The organism is Ruegeria sp. CDSC002 (assembly GCF_059610905.1).
The window spans coordinates 203517-220632 of sequence record NZ_JBXWOM010000007.1; the positions used below are offsets into that span (position 1 = coordinate 203517).

The 17116-nt window shown below is 56.1% G+C and carries 19 protein-coding genes; 13 read left to right on the top strand and 6 right to left on the bottom strand.

Features of this window, described 5'->3' with window-relative positions; all coding sequences use genetic code 11:
* The first annotated feature begins 15 nt into the window (after positions 1–15).
* Together AC2FJE_RS14945 and AC2FJE_RS14950 are read left to right on the top strand one after the other, a co-directional pair.
* Entirely contained in the window at positions 16–657 is a 642-nt protein-coding gene (locus tag AC2FJE_RS14945; RefSeq protein WP_496756334.1) for an arylesterase, read from the top strand.
* A gap of 4 nt (positions 658–661) precedes the next feature.
* A complete protein-coding gene (locus AC2FJE_RS14950; RefSeq protein ID WP_496756331.1) occupies positions 662–1276 on the top strand; it encodes an SOS response-associated peptidase in 615 nt (204 codons plus the stop codon).
* A 5-nt stretch (positions 1277–1281) separates the two neighbouring features.
* Here the strand turns inward: AC2FJE_RS14950 and AC2FJE_RS14955 are convergent, their stop codons facing one another.
* Positions 1282–1842, bottom strand: coding sequence for a L,D-transpeptidase (locus AC2FJE_RS14955; protein WP_496756326.1), 561 nt, complete (start codon positions 1840–1842; stop codon positions 1282–1284).
* A gap of 178 nt (positions 1843–2020) precedes the next feature.
* The gene (locus AC2FJE_RS14960) at positions 2021–2227 is read right to left on the bottom strand and encodes a cold-shock protein (RefSeq protein WP_058273677.1); all 207 of its coding nucleotides are present in this window, start codon (positions 2225–2227) and stop codon (positions 2021–2023) included.
* Between the two features lie 1293 nt (positions 2228–3520).
* On the opposite strand from AC2FJE_RS14960, the gene AC2FJE_RS14965 reads away from it, so the two are divergent.
* A complete protein-coding gene (locus AC2FJE_RS14965; protein WP_282169756.1) occupies positions 3521–3727 on the top strand; it encodes a hypothetical protein in 207 nt (68 codons plus the stop codon).
* A 240-nt stretch (positions 3728–3967) separates the two neighbouring features.
* On the opposite strand, the gene ettA is transcribed toward AC2FJE_RS14965, so the two are convergent.
* The gene (ettA, locus tag AC2FJE_RS14970; protein WP_496761100.1) at positions 3968–5623 is read right to left on the bottom strand and encodes an energy-dependent translational throttle protein EttA; all 1656 of its coding nucleotides are present in this window, start codon (positions 5621–5623) and stop codon (positions 3968–3970) included.
* Positions 5624–5840: 217 nt separating this feature from the next.
* On the opposite strand from ettA, the gene AC2FJE_RS14975 reads away from it, so the two are divergent.
* The 4 genes from AC2FJE_RS14975 (at position 5841) to dacB (ending at position 9097) form a co-directional block, all read left to right on the top strand.
* A complete protein-coding gene (locus AC2FJE_RS14975; protein ID WP_496698862.1) occupies positions 5841–6386 on the top strand; it encodes a hypothetical protein in 546 nt (181 codons plus the stop codon).
* Between the two features lie 46 nt (positions 6387–6432).
* Positions 6433–6900, top strand: a complete 468-nt coding sequence (locus AC2FJE_RS14980) for an MOSC domain-containing protein (RefSeq protein ID WP_496761101.1) — start codon at positions 6433–6435, stop codon at positions 6898–6900.
* 32 nt (positions 6901–6932) lie between these two features.
* A complete protein-coding gene (locus AC2FJE_RS14985) occupies positions 6933–7553 on the top strand; it encodes a nicotinate-nucleotide adenylyltransferase (RefSeq protein ID WP_282120172.1) in 621 nt (206 codons plus the stop codon).
* Positions 7554–7618: 65 nt separating this feature from the next.
* Complete coding sequence (dacB, locus tag AC2FJE_RS14990; protein WP_496756319.1) at positions 7619–9097, top strand: D-alanyl-D-alanine carboxypeptidase/D-alanyl-D-alanine endopeptidase; 1479 nt, start codon at positions 7619–7621, stop codon at positions 9095–9097.
* A gap of 2 nt (positions 9098–9099) precedes the next feature.
* Here dacB and AC2FJE_RS14995 read toward each other — a convergent pair whose 3' ends face one another.
* On the bottom strand, positions 9100–9522 hold the full coding sequence (locus AC2FJE_RS14995) for a tellurite resistance TerB family protein (protein WP_058273455.1): 423 nt from the start codon (positions 9520–9522) through the stop codon (positions 9100–9102).
* A gap of 81 nt (positions 9523–9603) precedes the next feature.
* Positions 9604–10071, bottom strand: a complete 468-nt coding sequence (locus tag AC2FJE_RS15000; RefSeq protein ID WP_496756317.1) for an Lrp/AsnC family transcriptional regulator — start codon at positions 10069–10071, stop codon at positions 9604–9606.
* Positions 10072–10179: 108 nt separating this feature from the next.
* Between AC2FJE_RS15000 and AC2FJE_RS15005 the strand changes: the two genes are divergently transcribed.
* From AC2FJE_RS15005 to AC2FJE_RS15025, 5 genes are all read left to right on the top strand, one after another.
* Complete coding sequence (locus AC2FJE_RS15005; RefSeq protein ID WP_496756315.1) at positions 10180–10980, top strand: phenylalanine 4-monooxygenase; 801 nt, start codon at positions 10180–10182, stop codon at positions 10978–10980.
* 7 nt (positions 10981–10987) lie between these two features.
* Complete coding sequence (locus tag AC2FJE_RS15010; RefSeq protein WP_496698874.1) at positions 10988–11341, top strand: 4a-hydroxytetrahydrobiopterin dehydratase; 354 nt, start codon at positions 10988–10990, stop codon at positions 11339–11341.
* A gap of 121 nt (positions 11342–11462) precedes the next feature.
* Positions 11463–13037 carry a lysine--tRNA ligase gene (locus AC2FJE_RS15015; protein WP_282120177.1) on the top strand — a complete coding sequence of 525 codons (1575 nt, stop codon included), beginning with the start codon at positions 11463–11465 and terminating at the stop codon, positions 13035–13037.
* Between the two features lie 48 nt (positions 13038–13085).
* Complete coding sequence (locus tag AC2FJE_RS15020) at positions 13086–13487, top strand: DUF4864 domain-containing protein (RefSeq protein WP_282169750.1); 402 nt, start codon at positions 13086–13088, stop codon at positions 13485–13487.
* Between the two features lie 135 nt (positions 13488–13622).
* The gene (locus AC2FJE_RS15025; protein WP_496756312.1) at positions 13623–15911 is read left to right on the top strand and encodes a glycosyl hydrolase family 28-related protein; all 2289 of its coding nucleotides are present in this window, start codon (positions 13623–13625) and stop codon (positions 15909–15911) included.
* A gap of 21 nt (positions 15912–15932) precedes the next feature.
* Here the strand turns inward: AC2FJE_RS15025 and AC2FJE_RS15030 are convergent, their stop codons facing one another.
* Positions 15933–16616, bottom strand: coding sequence for a hypothetical protein (locus tag AC2FJE_RS15030; protein ID WP_496756310.1), 684 nt, complete (start codon positions 16614–16616; stop codon positions 15933–15935).
* A gap of 122 nt (positions 16617–16738) precedes the next feature.
* On the opposite strand from AC2FJE_RS15030, the gene AC2FJE_RS15035 reads away from it, so the two are divergent.
* The gene (locus AC2FJE_RS15035; protein WP_058273448.1) at positions 16739–17065 is read left to right on the top strand and encodes an antibiotic biosynthesis monooxygenase family protein; all 327 of its coding nucleotides are present in this window, start codon (positions 16739–16741) and stop codon (positions 17063–17065) included.
* Positions 17066–17116: the final 51 nt, after the last annotated feature.

The window sequence follows — 17116 nt, forward strand, 5'->3', positions numbered from 1 at the left end:
GGAGTGGTTCAAAAAATGCGCAAGGCTCTGACGGCTTTACTGTTTGCGTGTTGCGGCTTTGCCGCCACAGCGGAACCGTTGGTCATCGCGGCCCTCGGGGACTCGCTGACACAAGGATACGGGCTGCCGGAACAGGACGGGTTCGTACCACAGTTGGATCAATGGCTGAAGGATCAGGGCGCAGACGTGCAATTGATAAATGCCGGAGTATCCGGGGATACAACTGCGGGCGGCGCGGCGCGTGTCGATTGGACACTGACACCTGACGTGGACGCGATGATTGTGGCGCTGGGCGGCAATGACCTGCTGCGCGGTATCGACCCGGCTGTGTCGCGCGCGCACCTTGAGACAATCGTAACCTCCGCCCGGGCGGCGGAGGTTGAGGTTTTGCTGATCGGAATGCAGGCACCGGGGAATTACGGGGTCGATTACAAGCAGGCATTTGATGCGATGTACCCGGATCTGGCCAAGGCATATCAGCTTGTGTTTGCAGAAAGCTTTTTTGAAGGGTTGCAGCCAAACGGCGACCCGAGCGCAGTCCGGCAGTTCATGCAACCGGATGGAATTCACCCCAACAAAGAAGGCGTGGCGCGGATCGTAGCAGCGCTTGGGCCTTACGTGCTGGAGTTGGTCGAAACCTCGGCCAAGCAGGATTGAGAAGATGCCCGGGCGATATTTTCTGACACGGCCAATGTCTGAGGTCGCGCAGGCACTGAACGTCCGATGTGATGTGGACTTGCAGCCGCCGCGAAAAAACATTCAACCGGGTCAGGAATTGATCGTCCTGACTGCCCACGGCCTGACACCCATGCGATGGGGCATGATCCCGGTTGGGCGCGTAAATGCGCGCGGCCGGCCTGTGATGGAAACTATTATCAACGCCCGGTCCGAAACCGTCTTTGACAAAACCGCCTTCGACGGCGTTGGCCGAGCCGTTGTTCCGGTCGACGGGTGGTACGAGTGGACGGGTGAAAAACGTCGAAAAACCGCATGGCGCATCACCTCAGCGAATGGTTCACCTCTGTTCTTCGCTGCGATCACGGACAGTTGGCAGGCTCCGGGCGGTCTGCGGGTTGACCAGTTTGCAGCTGTGACCTGCCCACCTAATGCTGATCTGGAGCCGATACACCATCGAATGGGCGTCCTGCTGGACCCTGCCGACATTCAGACATGGGTTACAGGAACCGAGGACGACGCCAAGGCGCTGGCGCAGCCTTGGCCTGACGGGTTATTGCAGATCGAGGAGGCGACGGACGTCGACTGGTCAGAGCCGTGACCGCCTCAGACCACCGTGACCACAGTTCCGACCGGTACACGCTCATACAAGTCGATGACATGAGCGTTCAGCATCCGAATGCATCCGTTTGAGGCCGCGCGCCCGATGGTTTGCGGCTGAGTCGTGCCGTGGATACGGAAATAGGTGTCGACCCCATTCTGAAACAGGTAGAGCGCGCGTGCCCCCAGAGGGTTACCATCACCGCCCGGTTGAACATAATCATTGTCCTTGAATTTAGCGTAAGTCAGCGGTTCACGTTCGATCATCTCGTTCGTGGGGCGCCAAGTCGGCCACTCTTTCTTGACGTCGATCGTGGCTGTGCCGGTGAATTCCAGACCTGCCTTGCCAACGCCGCACCCATAGCGGATCGCCTTGCGCGGTTCTGTGATGAGATACAGGTAGAAGGACCGTGGCGCGACCAGAAGCTGCCCCGGCAGAAATTGTTTCTTGACCCGAACGAACTGGGGCGTGGGGTCGTATTCAACGGCTGTCTTCTTGGCCGAAGCAATACCGGGTGTCAGGCCAGCGGCAGCAGATGCTGCAAGGAAAGTGCGACGTGTGAACATATCGGTTCTCTTAAGGACAACAGGAAAATCGTAAACCAGTGTCGGAATGATAACCGATCTGGTCAATCATCTGCCAAGAGTAACCGTATTGTGATGTAATCGCAGGGACACACTTGTGTTGCAGTTTTGTCCCGCGTGATGTGAAAAGGGCAGAGGTGACCTCTGCCCTTTCATGGCCTTAGGCCAGTGCGATATCGTCGGCGCTTTCGCGGCCGTCACGACCAGCGCGCAGCTCGTACGTGACTTTCTGGTTGTCGGCCAGACCGGTCAGGCCCGAACGCTCGACAGCCGAAATGTGAACGAAGATGTCTTTGCCGCCATCCTCAGGTGCGATAAAGCCAAAACCTTTGGTGGTGTTGAACCATTTTACGGTGCCTGTGGGCATATCCGTTGTCTCCTGTTTAGTGCTGCCCACGGAGTTGCGGCAGCCCGGCGTCGTTGTCTGTATCGATAGACTGAGCGCCGGAAACGGTGACAGTGGGTCGAAATAGAAAAACGTAAGCCCCATTGATATGGCATCGGGGTGGGCGTGTGACAAGGGATTTTGTGCGTTTCGTACAAGGGTTTGAGGGCCAGTTTCCCGATTTGCACAAGAATCCGCCGACGGGTTTGGTTATTGGCTCAGCGGCCATTGATAAGGTAAAGCTATGCGATCGGGGCGCTAGATGGGCATTTAGAAACCTTTGACCAAGCTTGTGATCAGGTTGCGGCATGACGAGTTACTGCCGCATCCGAATGCCCGGAGTCAGGTACATTCCCACCGTGTCTCTGGCCGATCGATCATCGGAGCAGTTAGTGCACGAGGTGGCACATTTGCGGGCGGCCTTTGTGATGACGCAGAGAGAGCGGCCATTCTGGTGTGATGCGTTTATTGTGTTGCCCGATCATCTGCACGCGGTTTGGACCTTGCCAACGGGGACGCGGATAATTCCACACGGTGGTGGTTAATAAAAAGTCGCTTTGTGTGGGGCGTCGGCGCGTTTGGCCCGCGGAGTGGGTCGAAAGTTGTCAAACAGGAACGTGGGTATTGGCAACGCAGGTTTTGGGAGCACCGGATCCGTGATGAACGAGATTATCGCAATCACATGGCATATCGCCGGGTTGATCCAGTCAAACACGGACTCGTAAACCATCGAACCCATTGGCCATGTTCGTCGATGTACCGCGATGTTCGTGCGGGTCGGGTTGATCTGGAATGAAGAGGCTGCGTCACCAAAAGGAAGCTTGGGGGACCGTAGGGTCGGTGAATTCACCCATCCTTTTTATAGTTGGATTCCTTAAAACTGAGGAATGAAGGTTGCGAGCACCCATCCTGCGCTGCCGAAAAACCTCAGTTTAGAATCCAGACAATCCGCAAAAGAAGCACCCAAAACTATCAGCAATAAATAGTGTCGTAACGTCACAATTGGGGCAGTGGCATGAGCTTTAGCTCGCAAAGTCGCATCACAAAATGACTTTTTGACGGGCTATTCAAAAATGACGCGGAGCGCGGTTTTCTTCCCCGTTGGCGCTTGATCTTTCTTTCATATGTACGCTGCACCGCTGCGGGTGGCCACTCACGGAAACACGGTCCTTGAGCCGACGTCCACCGCACGCTCGGATCGGCCCGCAGCGGAACATTGCAACGAATATTCAGTTTCAAACAATTTCGAGAAACCCAACACGCACGGGGAAAGATATGTTTTTCAAGTCGATCCTAGACCATATTTTCAAGTCAGCGGAGCAGGCAAATTCGATGCCCAAAGAGCTTGCCGGAAAAACCCAAATTGCAAATTCTGGAGCGGTTAACAAAAAAGAACTGACTGTGCTTTTTGGAGATGTTCTGAACGAGAAACAGGTTGGGATTGGTGAAAACCAACAGCCAGTCGGCCAGTCGCGAAAGTAACTGATTTCCGCCGGCTGTTGTAAGGCACAGATCAAGAATGCGCGGACAACCTGACTTATGTTGTGAGAGGCTGAACTCTGACCGGCCGCTTGAGGCTCACAAGTGGTCTGGAGAAGCTGAGAAAGATAGCAGCACGCACCGGTCAAACCGTATTACCGATATCTACGCTGCTACTCACTCCAAACAGGCTATTTGAGGCCCGGAATCACATCCGTTGGTTCCGGGCTTCAAACAAAGTTTTTACCGCGCAAACTTCTTATGCTTCAACCGCTTGGGCTCCAGCGCGTCCGGTCCCAGGCGGCGCTTTTTGTCCTCTTCGTAGTCTTCGAAGTTGCCCTCGAACCATTCCACATGCGCATCGCCCTCGAAGGCCAGAATATGCGTGCAGATGCGGTCGAGGAAAAAGCGGTCGTGCGAGATGACCACGGCGCAGCCGGCGAAATCGACCAGAGCGTCTTCCAGCGCGCGCAGGGTTTCGACGTCCAGATCGTTGGTCGGTTCGTCGAGCAGCAGGACGTTGCCGCCCTCTTTCAGAAGACGGGCCATGTGGACGCGGTTGCGCTCACCACCTGACAGAAGCGAGACCTTTTTCTGCTGGTCGCCGCCCTTGAAGTTGAAGGACGAGCAATAGGCGCGGGAATTGACCTGCGCATCGCCCAATTGGATGATCTCGGCACCGCCGGTGATCGCCTCCCACACAGTGTCGTTGTCTTTCAAGTCGTCGCGGGACTGGTCGACATAGGACAGTTCGACCGTGTCGCCCAGCGAGATGGTGCCGCTGTCGGGCTGTTCCTGACCGGTGAGCATCTTGAAGAGCGTTGATTTACCGGCGCCGTTGGGGCCGATGACGCCGACGATACCGCCGGGGGGCAGGGCGAAGTCCAGCCCTTCGATCAGTTGCTTGTCGCCCATATGTTTCGACAGGCCTTCGACCTCGATCACTTTGCCGCCAAGGCGCTGGCCGTTGGGGATAACGATCTGGGCGCGGGTCAGCTTTTCGCGCTCGGACTGGTCTGCCAGCTCGTTATAGGCGTTGATCCGGGCCTTGGATTTGGCCTGACGGGCCTTCTGGCCCTGACGCATCCAGTCCAGTTCACGCTGCAGGGTTTTCTGCTTGGACTTGTCCTCGCGGGCTTCCTGCTCCAGCCGTTTGGCCTTTTGTTCCAGCCATGCGGAATAGTTGCCCTCGTAAGGCAGACCCCGACCACGGTCGAGTTCAAGGATCCAGCCGGTGATGCTGTCCAGGAAATAGCGGTCGTGGGTGACGATTAGGATGGTGCCCTTGTAGTCGATCAGGTGTTGTTGCAGCCAGGCGATGGTTTCGGCGTCCAGGTGGTTGGTCGGTTCATCGAGCAGCAGCATGTCGGGGGCCTGCAGCAGCAGTTTGCAGAGCGCGACGCGGCGTTTCTCACCGCCCGAAAGGTTGGCGATGTTGGCGTCGTCGGCCGGGCAGCGCAGCGCCTCCATCGAGACGTCGATCTGGCTGTCGAGGTCCCACAGGTTCCGGCTGTCGATCTCGTCCTGCAGTTTGGCCATCTCATCAGCGGTTTCGTCGCTGTAGTTCATCGCCAGTTCGTTATAGCGATCAAGGATCGCCTTCTTTTTGGCCACGCCCAGCATGACGTTTTCACGAACGCTGAGGGTTTCATCCAGTTTCGGTTCCTGCGGCAGATAGCCGACCTTGGCACCCTCTGCGGCCCAGGCCTCGCCGGTGAAGTCCTTGTCGAGGCCCGCCATGATCTTCATCAGCGTCGATTTACCGGCGCCGTTGACGCCGACAACACCGATTTTCACACCGGGCAGAAAGCTCAGGTGGATGTTTTCAAAGCACTTTTTGCCACCGGGATAGGTCTTGGAGACACCCTGCATGTGGTAGACATATTGATAGGCGGCCATGTCGCGTCCTCTGGGTCGGGGAAATCAAGTTGGGCGGTGTGATAGCGGATGGTTGGGATGGGGGCAATCATGAACAATCAGGCCGGATGAAGCCGTCTGCACAGTTTGCAGGGACGTAGTGCCCAGTGGTTAAAACCAGCGGGTTCCGGGTGCTGGGGATTTCCTCTGTAAGGATTGCTGTATACACACAACCCAAACGGGAGATTGGTAAAAGAAGATGAGCAGTTATGTGATAATTTCGATGGCTTTTTTTGCTTTCGGCGCGATCAGTTCAATGGCGGCTCGTGCTGAAAATTTGCCGGACTGTAAGGCGTACAAAGACGCAACTTATTGCTCAACATACAATGTGGCGCAGATGTCGACGTCTCAAATCGAAGGGGGTGATTTTGCTTCTGCAGGTATTTTGACTATGCTTAGTGTTTCGAATGCGTCAGATCACGATATCAGGTACTATGTTACCTTTAATTTCATTCAATCACTTGCAAATATCGAGGAAAAGTTCGCACTGACCGAAGACTACCGACAGCTCAAAAAGTCACTTTTGCACCAGATGCTTAAATATGTAGCCTTGACTGGTGATGAGATCAGAGCTCAAGTCTATTTGGCATACTTGGAATTTTTCATCGAACCGAAGTTGGAATTGCCAAAGAGCGCTAATTATCCTCAGATTGAATGGAAGCAGCAGTCAGCGGATTCCAAGCTTCATATTAAGTGTATTGTCGAAAGCGATGTTCCATTTTTTGCCGCTGAAAGAGATTGCTGAATCCGCCGAATTCAAAACATGTATGAACGGATAAACCGGAGGTTATTTGTCCCTGAGTGTATTGATATCCAACTGGTGCAAACCTGGCCGTATTGACTGGTTCGGTCTGCGACCTGAGCGTCGTGCGGAGATGGTCGCGGTTAAGGAAGGCATGATCTCCACCAATGGGCTTGAAGGCGACCGGGGCCGCGCAGGCAAGCGGGCGGTGACGCTGATCCAGCAGGAGCATCTGGCGGCGATTGGGTCATATCTTGGGCAGGGGCCGGTTACTCCGGACATCCTGCGTCGCAATCTGGTGGTGTCAGGGATCAATCTGGCGGCGCTCAAGGGGCGTGAGGTGCAGGTAGGCGAGGCCGTTCTGCGTTTTACCGTTATCTGCGCGCCGTGCAGCCGGATGGAGGAGGCGCTGGGCAAAGGCGGCTATTCCGCCGTGCGGGGGCATGGTGGGTGGTGCGCCGAGGTGGTGCGGCCGGGGCGAGTCACGTTGGGCGATGAGGTTCAACCGGTTGATTGACAACGTTGTCCAGTTCTGAACATCAGCAAGGCATGGATCGTTTTAGCATTCCATACGCGCGGCCCGGGCAGGTCATCGGGCTGTTCGGTGGGTCGTTTGACCCGCCGCACCAGGGGCATGTGCATGTCACGCTCGAGGCGATGAAGGCGTTTGGGCTGGATCGGGTGTGGTGGCTGGTGTCTCCGGGCAACCCATTGAAGGAACGAGGTCCTGCGCCTCTTGAGCAGCGAATGGCGGCGGCGCGGACTCTGATGCAGCACCCCGGGGTCGAAGTGACGGACATTGAGGCGTTAACGGGGACAAGGGCAACGGCGGATACGTTGGCCGAACTGCGTCGTCTTTATCCCAAAGTGCGGTTTGTCTGGATCATGGGTGCGGATAATCTGGCGCAGTTCCATAAGTGGAAAGATTGGCGGTTGATCATGGACAGCGTGCCTGTGGGTGTGATTGCGCGCCCCGGCGACCGGATTTCTGCGCGGATGTCCCCGGCTGCGCGGCTTTATGCCAAGTACCGCATAGATGGGCAGGCGCGGCGTCTGTTGGGGCGCGCCGATGCGCCCGCTTGGTGTTTCGTGAACGTACCGATGGTCGATGTAAGTTCCAGCCAAATCCGGGAGCGCGGTGGTTGGGGCGCTGAGGTGTTGCCGGAATAGCCCCATGCGCGCATAATCCATATCTGTGGTTGTGCGTATTTAATCTGTGAGATTTTATTCGACTTATGACTGATCGATTTTCTCGACGTGGATTTTTAGCAGGGCTGGGGGCGACTTTGATCCCCTCTGCTGTGCTGGCCGAGGCGCCTTTGGTCTCGTTGCGCCCTCAATTGCGCGGCGACGTACCGACCGGGGTCGAGCGGCTTGTCCAAGCGGCCGGGTTGCGTGGTGAGGTGGTGTTCGCGGTGGCGGATGCAACAACGGGAACGCAGCTGGAAGAGTACAGTGGCAATCAGGGGCTGCCGCCGGCAAGCGTTGCCAAGGCGTTGACAGCTCTTTATGCGCTGGATGTCTTAGGATCAGACTACCGGTTCGAGACCGCCCTGATGGCGGATGGACCGATCGAAAATGGTATCCTGAAAGGTGACTTGATCCTTATGGGAGGTGGCGACCCGCTGCTGGACACCGATGCGTTGGCCAATATGGCGGCGAATTTGCGTGAGGCTGGGATTTCCGAGGTTCAGGGTGCGTTCAAGGTTTATGAGGGGGCGCTACCATATGTGTTCAGTATCGATCCGGGGCAGCCGGATCATTTGGGCTATAGCCCTTCCATCAGCGGCATATCGTTGAATTTCAACCGGGTGCACTTTGAGTGGAAACGTGATGGTACCCGTTATGACGTGTCCATGGATGCGCGCAGCGCGCGGTACAAACCGTCGGTCGATGTGGCCTCTATGCAGATTGAGAAACGAAAAGCGCCTATCTACACCTATGAATCCAGCGCGCGGCAGGACCGCTGGACCGTGGCGCAAGGGGCGCTTGGGACTGGTGGGGCGCGGTGGTTGCCGGTGCGCAAGCCTGCGCTTTATGCGGGGGATGTGTTCAGGACGCTGGCGCGCGCGAATGGGATCCAGTTGGGTCGCGTACAGGTCATGCGCGAAGCGCCGAAGGGAACCTTGCTTGTGGTGCATCACAGTGATCCGCTGGACAGTATCTTGCGCGGCATGTTGAAGTACTCGACCAACCTGACGGCTGAGATGGTTGGTATGGCGGCCTCGCAAGCGCGCGGTGCAAATCTGCAAACCTTGGCGGATTCTGCGGCCGAAATGAACCGTTGGGCGACCGAGACATATGGCGTAACGGGGATCGCGATGGTGGACCACTCGGGTCTAAGCGATGCGTCCCGAATGGCACCGGGCGCTTTGGTGACAGCACTGGTCGCGGCGAAACAAGCGGACGCATTGAAACCATTGCTGAAAAAATTCACCCTTGCGGACAGTCAGGGGCGGCCGGTCAAAGATCACCCGATCAAGGTCGATGCCAAGACCGGTACGCTGAATTTTGTTTCTGGTCTTGGCGGCTTCATCACAACGCCGGACGGCTCCGAATTGGCTTTTGCCATTTTCACCGCCGATGTCGACCATCGGGCCACGATCCCGCGCGCGCAGCGCGAACGACCGCAAGGCGCGCGAAGCTGGAACAATCGCTCGCGCAAACTCCAACGCGCTCTGATCGAGCGCTGGGGGTCTATGGCCGGAAGCTAAGATCAGGTGGTGTGACGTGCCCGCGCGCCGCGTTCGATCGCGGCGGCATGCAGGCGATCAATGCTTAGCTCGTAACGAATTTCTTCAAGCAGGCGCAGCTCGGATTCCGCCAGCGATCCGTCGGCGGCGGCCACATCACAGGCCAGTGCATAGGCGGTTTCGTTCAGCCGTTCGGGCAGATTGTCGCGGATCAGGCCGAACAGCGCATCCAGCCCGTCTTCTTGTTCAAACAGGTCAAACACAGTTTGCGAAACGCGGCGGGTTCGGTCGATGTCATACTCGGCAAAAACCGGCAGCATATTGACCGCGCCTTCGATCTTGACCAGCTCAGCGGTGCGGATGGTCTCATCAGACGCAGAGATCGCAACCATGATCGCAACAAGGCAATCCTGTGGGGACATTGGATGGGGTACTTGTTCGGTCATGGTGTCGTCCTGATTAGGCTTTCTGCGTCAGCACGATAGGTGGGCAAGCGGGCAGGTTCAACGGGTTTCGCTTCGGCGAGGCTAGAGAATGGGCAAAGGACCGCGCGTTTTGGTTTGCCGCAGTACAAAATTGCTGCGTGTGTCGCGCACAAGGCCGGATTTCAAAAGCCGCTGCATAATGAAGTGCTCAAGCTTTTCTGGGGACTTGGCATAGACTTTCAGTATGAAATCGTGATCCCCGGTGATTGAGGCGCACTCGACGATCTGAGGTTCGGTTTCAATCAGGCGCAGGAACGCGTTGATGCTGTCCTCCTGATGCTCGCGCAAAGCTACGTGAACGTAGGCTATGGCGTTCAACCCAACAGACTTGGCGCGTACCTGCGCGGTATAGCCGGAAATGATACCAGCGGCCTCAAGGTCACGCACACGCCGCCAGCACTGCGAAGCGGATAACCCCGTGCGATCCGCAAGGTCCTGCATGGATTGGCGGCCATCCTTCTGAAGCTCTTGCAATATGGCGATATCGGCGGATTGAAGCGTTTGTCTCATAAATCGTGACTCAATGATATGTATTTGCCAAATTACTGGAGTTTCACCGTAAAACCAAACCAAATTTTTCAATCAGAGGGCGTATTCTTTTCACAAGGAGGAGATGTGATGCCCAAGTCGACCAAATACGCCGCAAAGGTTGCCGATGCGCGTGGCCATATCGCGTATACGCCGGAAGAGGATGCTGTTTGGGCCGACCTCTACGCGGCCCAAGAGGAAAACGTTCAGCGCTATATGGCGCGGGACTACCTGGACGGGCTGCAGCGGCTGGACCTGCCAAAAACCACCGTGCCGTCCTGTGCCGATATCTCTGAACGGCTTCTGGATATGACCGGCTGGCGGGTGCAACCGGTGCCTGCGCTGATCGGGTTTAAGACTTTTTTTGGCATGTTGGCGGACCGGGTGTTTCCCGCGGCATCCTTTATCCGGTCGCGTGAGGATTTCGACTATATCGAAGAACCGGACATTTTTCATGAGATTTTCGGCCATACACCTCTGCTGAGCGATCCCCGCTTTGCAGCCTTTAGCCACGCGATCGGAAAAGCCGGGGTTCAGGCCGGTGAGAAAGACTACTCATGGCTCATCCGACTATATTGGTTCTCGATCGAGTTCGGGTTGCGCCTTCAGGATGGTAACATCAAGGCGCTTGGATCCGGACTTGCGTCTTCGCCGACCGAGCTTGTCTATGCTGTCGAGAGTGACATCCCCGACCGGGACCGGTTCGATGTCATGACGATTCTGCGTACCCCCTATCGGATCGACATGCACCAGATGGGCTATTTCGTGCTAGACTCGCCCGAGGAGTTGTTCGCAGCCGCCGATCGTGACCTGTTGGCGGATGTGCGCAGGGCACAAACCCTTGGGTTGCTGCCGAACAAGTTTCCGGAAAAAGTAACCGCAGCGGAGTGAACGGATCATGTCTTCAACAGGAGAAACCTGCAGCCTATCGGACCGTACCTGCGTTCCTTGTTCCGGCGGCGTCCCGGCTTTAACGCGCGATGAGGCTGACAACCACATGGTCGAGCTTTCCGATGATTGGCATTTGGATGCAGGTGCAAAGATGCTGAGCAGGCATTTCAAGTTCAAGGGTTTTGCCAAAGCAACGTATCTAGCAAATCTTTGTGCGTGGTTGGCTGATCAGCAAGGGCATCATCCTGATGTCAGCTTCGGTTGGGGATATGTGGACGTCAAACTGACGACCCATGAAATCGGTGGACTGAGTGAGAACGACTTTATCTGGGCTGCGAAACTGGATCAGTTGACCGCTTAAATCGGCCTTTCCATCAGGAATAACAGCGCGCTTTATTGACTCATGCTGCACCGGCACAATAGGAGGGGTCGGTCGGTTGCATGGGGCGACTGGCACTGTTTTTCCCGATGGAGCAAATCTGATGTCTGAACTGCGTGAAACCGCAATGTCGTCCAAGGCCTGGCCTTTCGAAGAGGCGCGCCGGTTGCTCAAACGCTATCAGAAAGGGGCTCCGGAAAAGGGATACGTTCTGTTTGAAACAGGTTATGGCCCTTCGGGTCTGCCGCATATCGGCACGTTTGGCGAAGTTGCGCGGACCACGATGGTCAAACGTGCATTCGAGGCGCTGTCGGACATCCCGACCAAACTGATCTGTTTCTCGGATGATTTGGACGGCATGCGCAAGGTGCCAACCAATGTGCCAAACCCAGAGATTCTAGAACAGCACTTGCAGCGTCCATTGACCTCGGTGCCGGATCCGTTTGGCACGCATGACAGCTTTGGCGAACATAACAACGCGATGCTGCGAAGGTTCCTTGATACCTTTGGGTTCGAGTATGAGTTCTACTCGGCCAAGGAATTCTACGAATCCGGACGGTTTGACGAGATCCTGAAGCGTGCGGTTGAGCGTTATGACGAGATCATGGCGATCATGCTCAAAAGCCTGCGTGACGAACGTAAGCAGACCTATTCGATCTTCCTGCCACTGCACCCCGAAAGCGGGCGGGTCATGTATGTGCCGATGAAAAAGGTCTGTGCAGAGACCTACACCGTGACCTTTGACGATGAAACGGGCAAGGAATGGACCGTTCCGGTCACAGGCGGCCACGTCAAGCTGCAGTGGAAACCGGATTTCGGCGCGCGCTGGGCTGCTTTGGGTGTCGATTTTGAGATGTACGGCAAGGAACACGCCACGAACGAAAAGATATACGACGCGATCTGTCGTGCGCTGGGTGGCCGCGCGCCCGAGCATTTCTCATATGAGCTGTTCCTGGACGAAAACGGTCAGAAGATTTCCAAATCTTCGGGCAATGGTGTGTCGATCGACGAATGGCTGACCTATGCGCCGACCGAAAGCCTGACTTACTTCATGTATCAAAAGCCCAAGACGGCCAAGCGTATGCATTTTGATGTGATCCCGAAGGCATATGATGAATATCATCAGCAATTGCGAGCGTATCCTGGGCAGGATCTGAAGGCACAGCTGAACAATCCCGTCTGGCACATTCACGGCGGGAACGTTCCGGAATCCACCCTGATCGTGCCATTCGCGATGCTGCTGAACCTTGCGTCTGTGTCCGGGGCCGAGGACAAAGAGGCGCTGTGGGGCTTTATCCGTCGCTATGCGCCCGAAGCCACGCCCGACACCCATCCTGACCTGGATCAGGCTGCGGGCTTTGCCGTGCGTTACTTCAACGATTTTGTCAAACCCACCCGCCAGCACCGCGCGCCGAACGATCAGGAACGCGAAGCGCTGGAGGCTTTGAAAGCCGCGCTTGAGGCCTATGATGGCCCGGTCGAGGACGAGGCGCTGCAGTCGGTGGTTTATTCCGTCGGGCGGGAACGGTTCGACCCGATGCGCGGTTGGTTCACTGCGCTTTATGAGGTGCTGCTGGGTGCCTCGCAGGGTCCACGCTTTGGCGGGTTTATCGCCCTTTACGGCGTGCCCGAAACCATCGCACTGATCGACAAGGCTTTGGTCGGGGATCTGGCCTGATTTGACCTGAAACCGCATGGGGCTACTCTTTCAACAGGAGGTGGCCCCATGCGTCGTTTACTACTTGCTGTATCACTCAGTGCCGGACTGGCCTCGGGCGCGTTTGCCCAAAATGCCGAGATTGAGGCAAATATTGCGGCGCAAATACAGGCGTTTAAGGCAGATGACTTTGTCAGGGCCTTTACCTTTGCAAGTCCCAACATCCAGAACTTTTTTGGGACGCCCGAGAACTTCGGAGCCATGGTCCGCAATGGCTATCCCATGGTTTGGAGACCTGCTGATGTTCGCTTTCTGGAGCTGCGAGAGGTTGCTGGTGCATTGTGGCAGAAGGTCATGATCACGGATAGCAACGGGCAAGTGCACGTTTTGGACTATCAGATGGTCCAGCAAGAAAACGGCTGGAAGATCAATGGTGTGCAGCTTCTGGGAAATTCAGATCCGGCTGCATGACGCAACACCACCGTTACGGTGACATGAGCGGCGGTTAATCCCTATTCGGTACTCAGGCTTTTGCGTTCGGGCAGCCCCGGACACTGGGTTTGTGCGCGTGGTGACCTACTGCGCGCGATTGGGAAAGGGATCTCTATGAACAAGGCAATCACCGACGGCATCGTCTTCATGCCGCCTGCTTTCGCGAATGGTCTGAGCGTCTGGTCCAGAGGCGACGGGACACCAGGTTCGCCAACCTATGACGGCGCACCGAACGGGGCATTTGTTCCGGCGGATCCGGATTTTGGCGGTTGTCTGGAAATCCTGAAGGTGCAGGCCACGCAACAGCTTCGCTATATGGGACAGACGCCCCTGATCCCGGGATGCTATTTGCAAATCAAGGCGCGGGTCAAAGCTATCAGCGGTCCCTTGCCGCAGGTTCGTATTGCGGCTTGGGCGGGCGGGGCCGGGGACCAGCATGTAACCGGTGTGGTCGATCAGGGGCCGGTCGCGCAGCTTTCGGGTTACGGCACCGTGCATGAAATCACGGCCATCGTTGGCAATGGCAAACGCTCCGGTGTTGATATGCCTTGGGGCGTCGCGGCACTTTATGGGCATTTTGGTTTGAACATTGACGGAGCAAACGGTTCGGTCATTCGGGTTGATGATATCGAGATCACCGATGTCACCAGCATTTTTCTGCGCGAGATGATCAGCACTGTCGACGTGCGTGACTATGGTGCAATCGGCGATGGCGTCGTCGACGATTCCGTAGCGTTCGAAGCAGCGGACCAGGCCGCTGGCGGTCGCAGGATTTATGTCCCGAAAGGCACTTATTTGCTGGCGCAGAACACGTCGATGTCGTCCGAGATGGATTTCGAGGGCACAATCATCATGCCCGACGACAAGATGTTGTTGCTGACAAAGAATTTCGACCTTCCGGCTTACATCGCAGCATTCGGGGTCGAGGAGCTGGCGTTCAAAAAAGCGTTTCAGGCGTTGTTGAACAATTCGGATCATGAATCGCTCGACATGGGCGGGCGCAAAATCTCGGTCACAGCGCCAATTGACATGGCCGCTGCCGTTCCGAACCGGCAGGGCGGTTTTTCGACCCGGCGCATCATCCGTAACGGGCAGTTCGATGTCAAAAGCAGCTCGGCCTGGGATACCGAAACCTTCACCTCGGTCGCAACCTACAACCCGGCGGATTCGACCAAGCTGACTAATGTGGAGAACGTCGCCAACATTCCGGTTGGCGCGCTGGTGCAGGGCAATGGTGTTGGGCGCGAAATCTATGTGCGCTCCAAGGATGTCGGTGCCGGAGAGATCAGGCTGAATGACCCGCTCTATGATGCGGCGGGGACGCAAACCTTCACGTTTCAGTCGTTCAAATACCTGTTGGATTTCAGCGGTTTCAGTACGTTGCGCAAATTTGGCATGGAAGAGATCGAATTTCAGTGCAACGGTCGCAGCAGCGCAATCCGGCTTGCGCCGTCCGGCAGTACTTTTGCGGTGACGAATTGCTTTATCAGCCGGCCCAAAGATCGCGGCATCAGCTCGCACGGAACCGGATGTCAGGGGATGTTGATCGACAATTGCCAGTTCCTGTCGACCGAAGAATCCTTCAACGTGTCTGACCGCAAATCCATCGCGTTGAATGCCAATGCAAACGATATCAAACTGCGACACAATCGCGCCGTGCGGTTCCTGCATTTTGCTGTGTTGGCCGGATCCAACAACCTGATCTTAGGCAACCACTTTTTCCAGGGTGACAGCATCCCGCAGGGTATCCGCAGCGCCGGGTTGATCATGACCGGGACCTATAACAGCTCGACCATTTCCGAGAATTATGTCGATAACTGCTTTGTCGAATGGACCAATGAACGGGATGCAAACCCGGTCTACACGAGTGGGTATTCCTTCAGTTCGATGACCATTTCGGACAACATCTTTTATGCCAGCGAAGTCGCACCGTGGTTCAGTCAGATTGTCATTCGCCCTCATGGAGCCGGGCACTATTTGAACGGAGTCGTCGTGACCGGGAACAAATTCCGTTCAAGCAGTGGTCGCATCGACCGGGCCGACCGGGTAGATACTAGTTTTGCCGATCTGAACCATTCGGCGCATCTGAACGTGATTTTCGAAGACAACACGTTCAATGGCATCAACGCAAAGGTGGAAAACCCGTTGCGGATCCGACGCTCGCAACAATCGGCATCCTCGGTTTGGACCATTCCTTCTGACGGCCGGTTGCCCTTTGGCGGCAAGGCCCGCGGGTGCGATGCGGTTACGGTGTTGGGGCCGCTCAGAAATGCGGGTGGGCAGATCGTTCACGCCACGCCCTATGTCGAGCTAGAGCAGGGCGCAAATCAAGACACTATCCAACTACGTTGGCCTTTGCCTGCCAGCGGATCGGTGTCGGCCGTCATGCGTATGGAATACTAAGCGGCGCGTGCCGCAGGCGATCTAGAACGTATTCCAGATTGCCAGCCTGATGCCCGTATTTTTGCGGGCATCATTGCGCTCCAAGCCTAGAACCCACGTGGTGGGGCTGTCCTTGGTGCGGATCATGATCGAAGGCTTGATCCTCCAGTGCAGGGGTTGGTCGCTTTGGTACGCGGTTTCGATCTGCAGCAGGGGGTTAATAAGCCGCGGGGATGACAGGCCTGCAGTAAGGTCCAACTTGCGATATACCGCATCATGCGTTCGAAACTCCAGCGCAGCATCAATGGCGATCCAGCCATTGCCCCAGCCGGTTTGAAACCCCTTGCCGTACGAAAGCGTGGCTTTGTACAAGGCCCAGGCTCGCATCTGGCGATGATGGGCTCCGATTGCAATCTCGGCAGCAAAGCGCCCTGCCTTTTCGAATTCGGCGACAGGCAAGCGGGCAAACACCAGAGCATGACCATAAATGTCGCGGTGCTCTTCAACGTCCAGGCCAAGGGTTAGCTTCTCTCGCAACCCGTACTCAGCATAAAATGACCCTTTGTAGTCGTATCCGTAATCCGGTTCCTTAAACGCCGTTACGGCAGTCGATGCAAAAGATGCGCCCTTATCCCGCAACCAAGCACCAGACCAGGCTGGCGAGGCTGCTAAGAGCAAAATCAGAAGGATCGAAACCCGGCGCATGCGCGCAGCATCTGTTAGCATGGTTAACGGATCGTTAGGATTTGGCCCAATTCTGCAGGAACTTCATGCCGCTGAATGGCAAAGGAAACACAAGACCTTTTCAAAACCTATGTTAGGTTTGAAACAGATAGAGGAGAATCCAGATGCCGAAGATTGCCAAAGACACCAGCGTCCAGACAGTTATCACGACCTTTGAAATGACGCCCGGCACCTGCCAGGACCTGCTGGAAGCTCTGACGGATGCTTATGCGGAATTCATCTCAAAACAGCCCGGATTTGTCGCCGCGGGACTGCACGTGAATGACGCGCAGACGCGGATCGCCAACTATTCGCAATGGGAACGCCGCGAGGATTTTCTGGCTATGCTGCGCACCACGGAAATGCGCAACCGCAATCGGCAGATTAACGAGCTGTGCAAAAGTTTTGAGCCGGTGATGTATGAGGTGGCCGGGACCTTTGGTGGAGCCTGATCTGAATCAATGCCTAACAGCCTGAGATGGTGCAGGGTTCAGGCGTGAAAA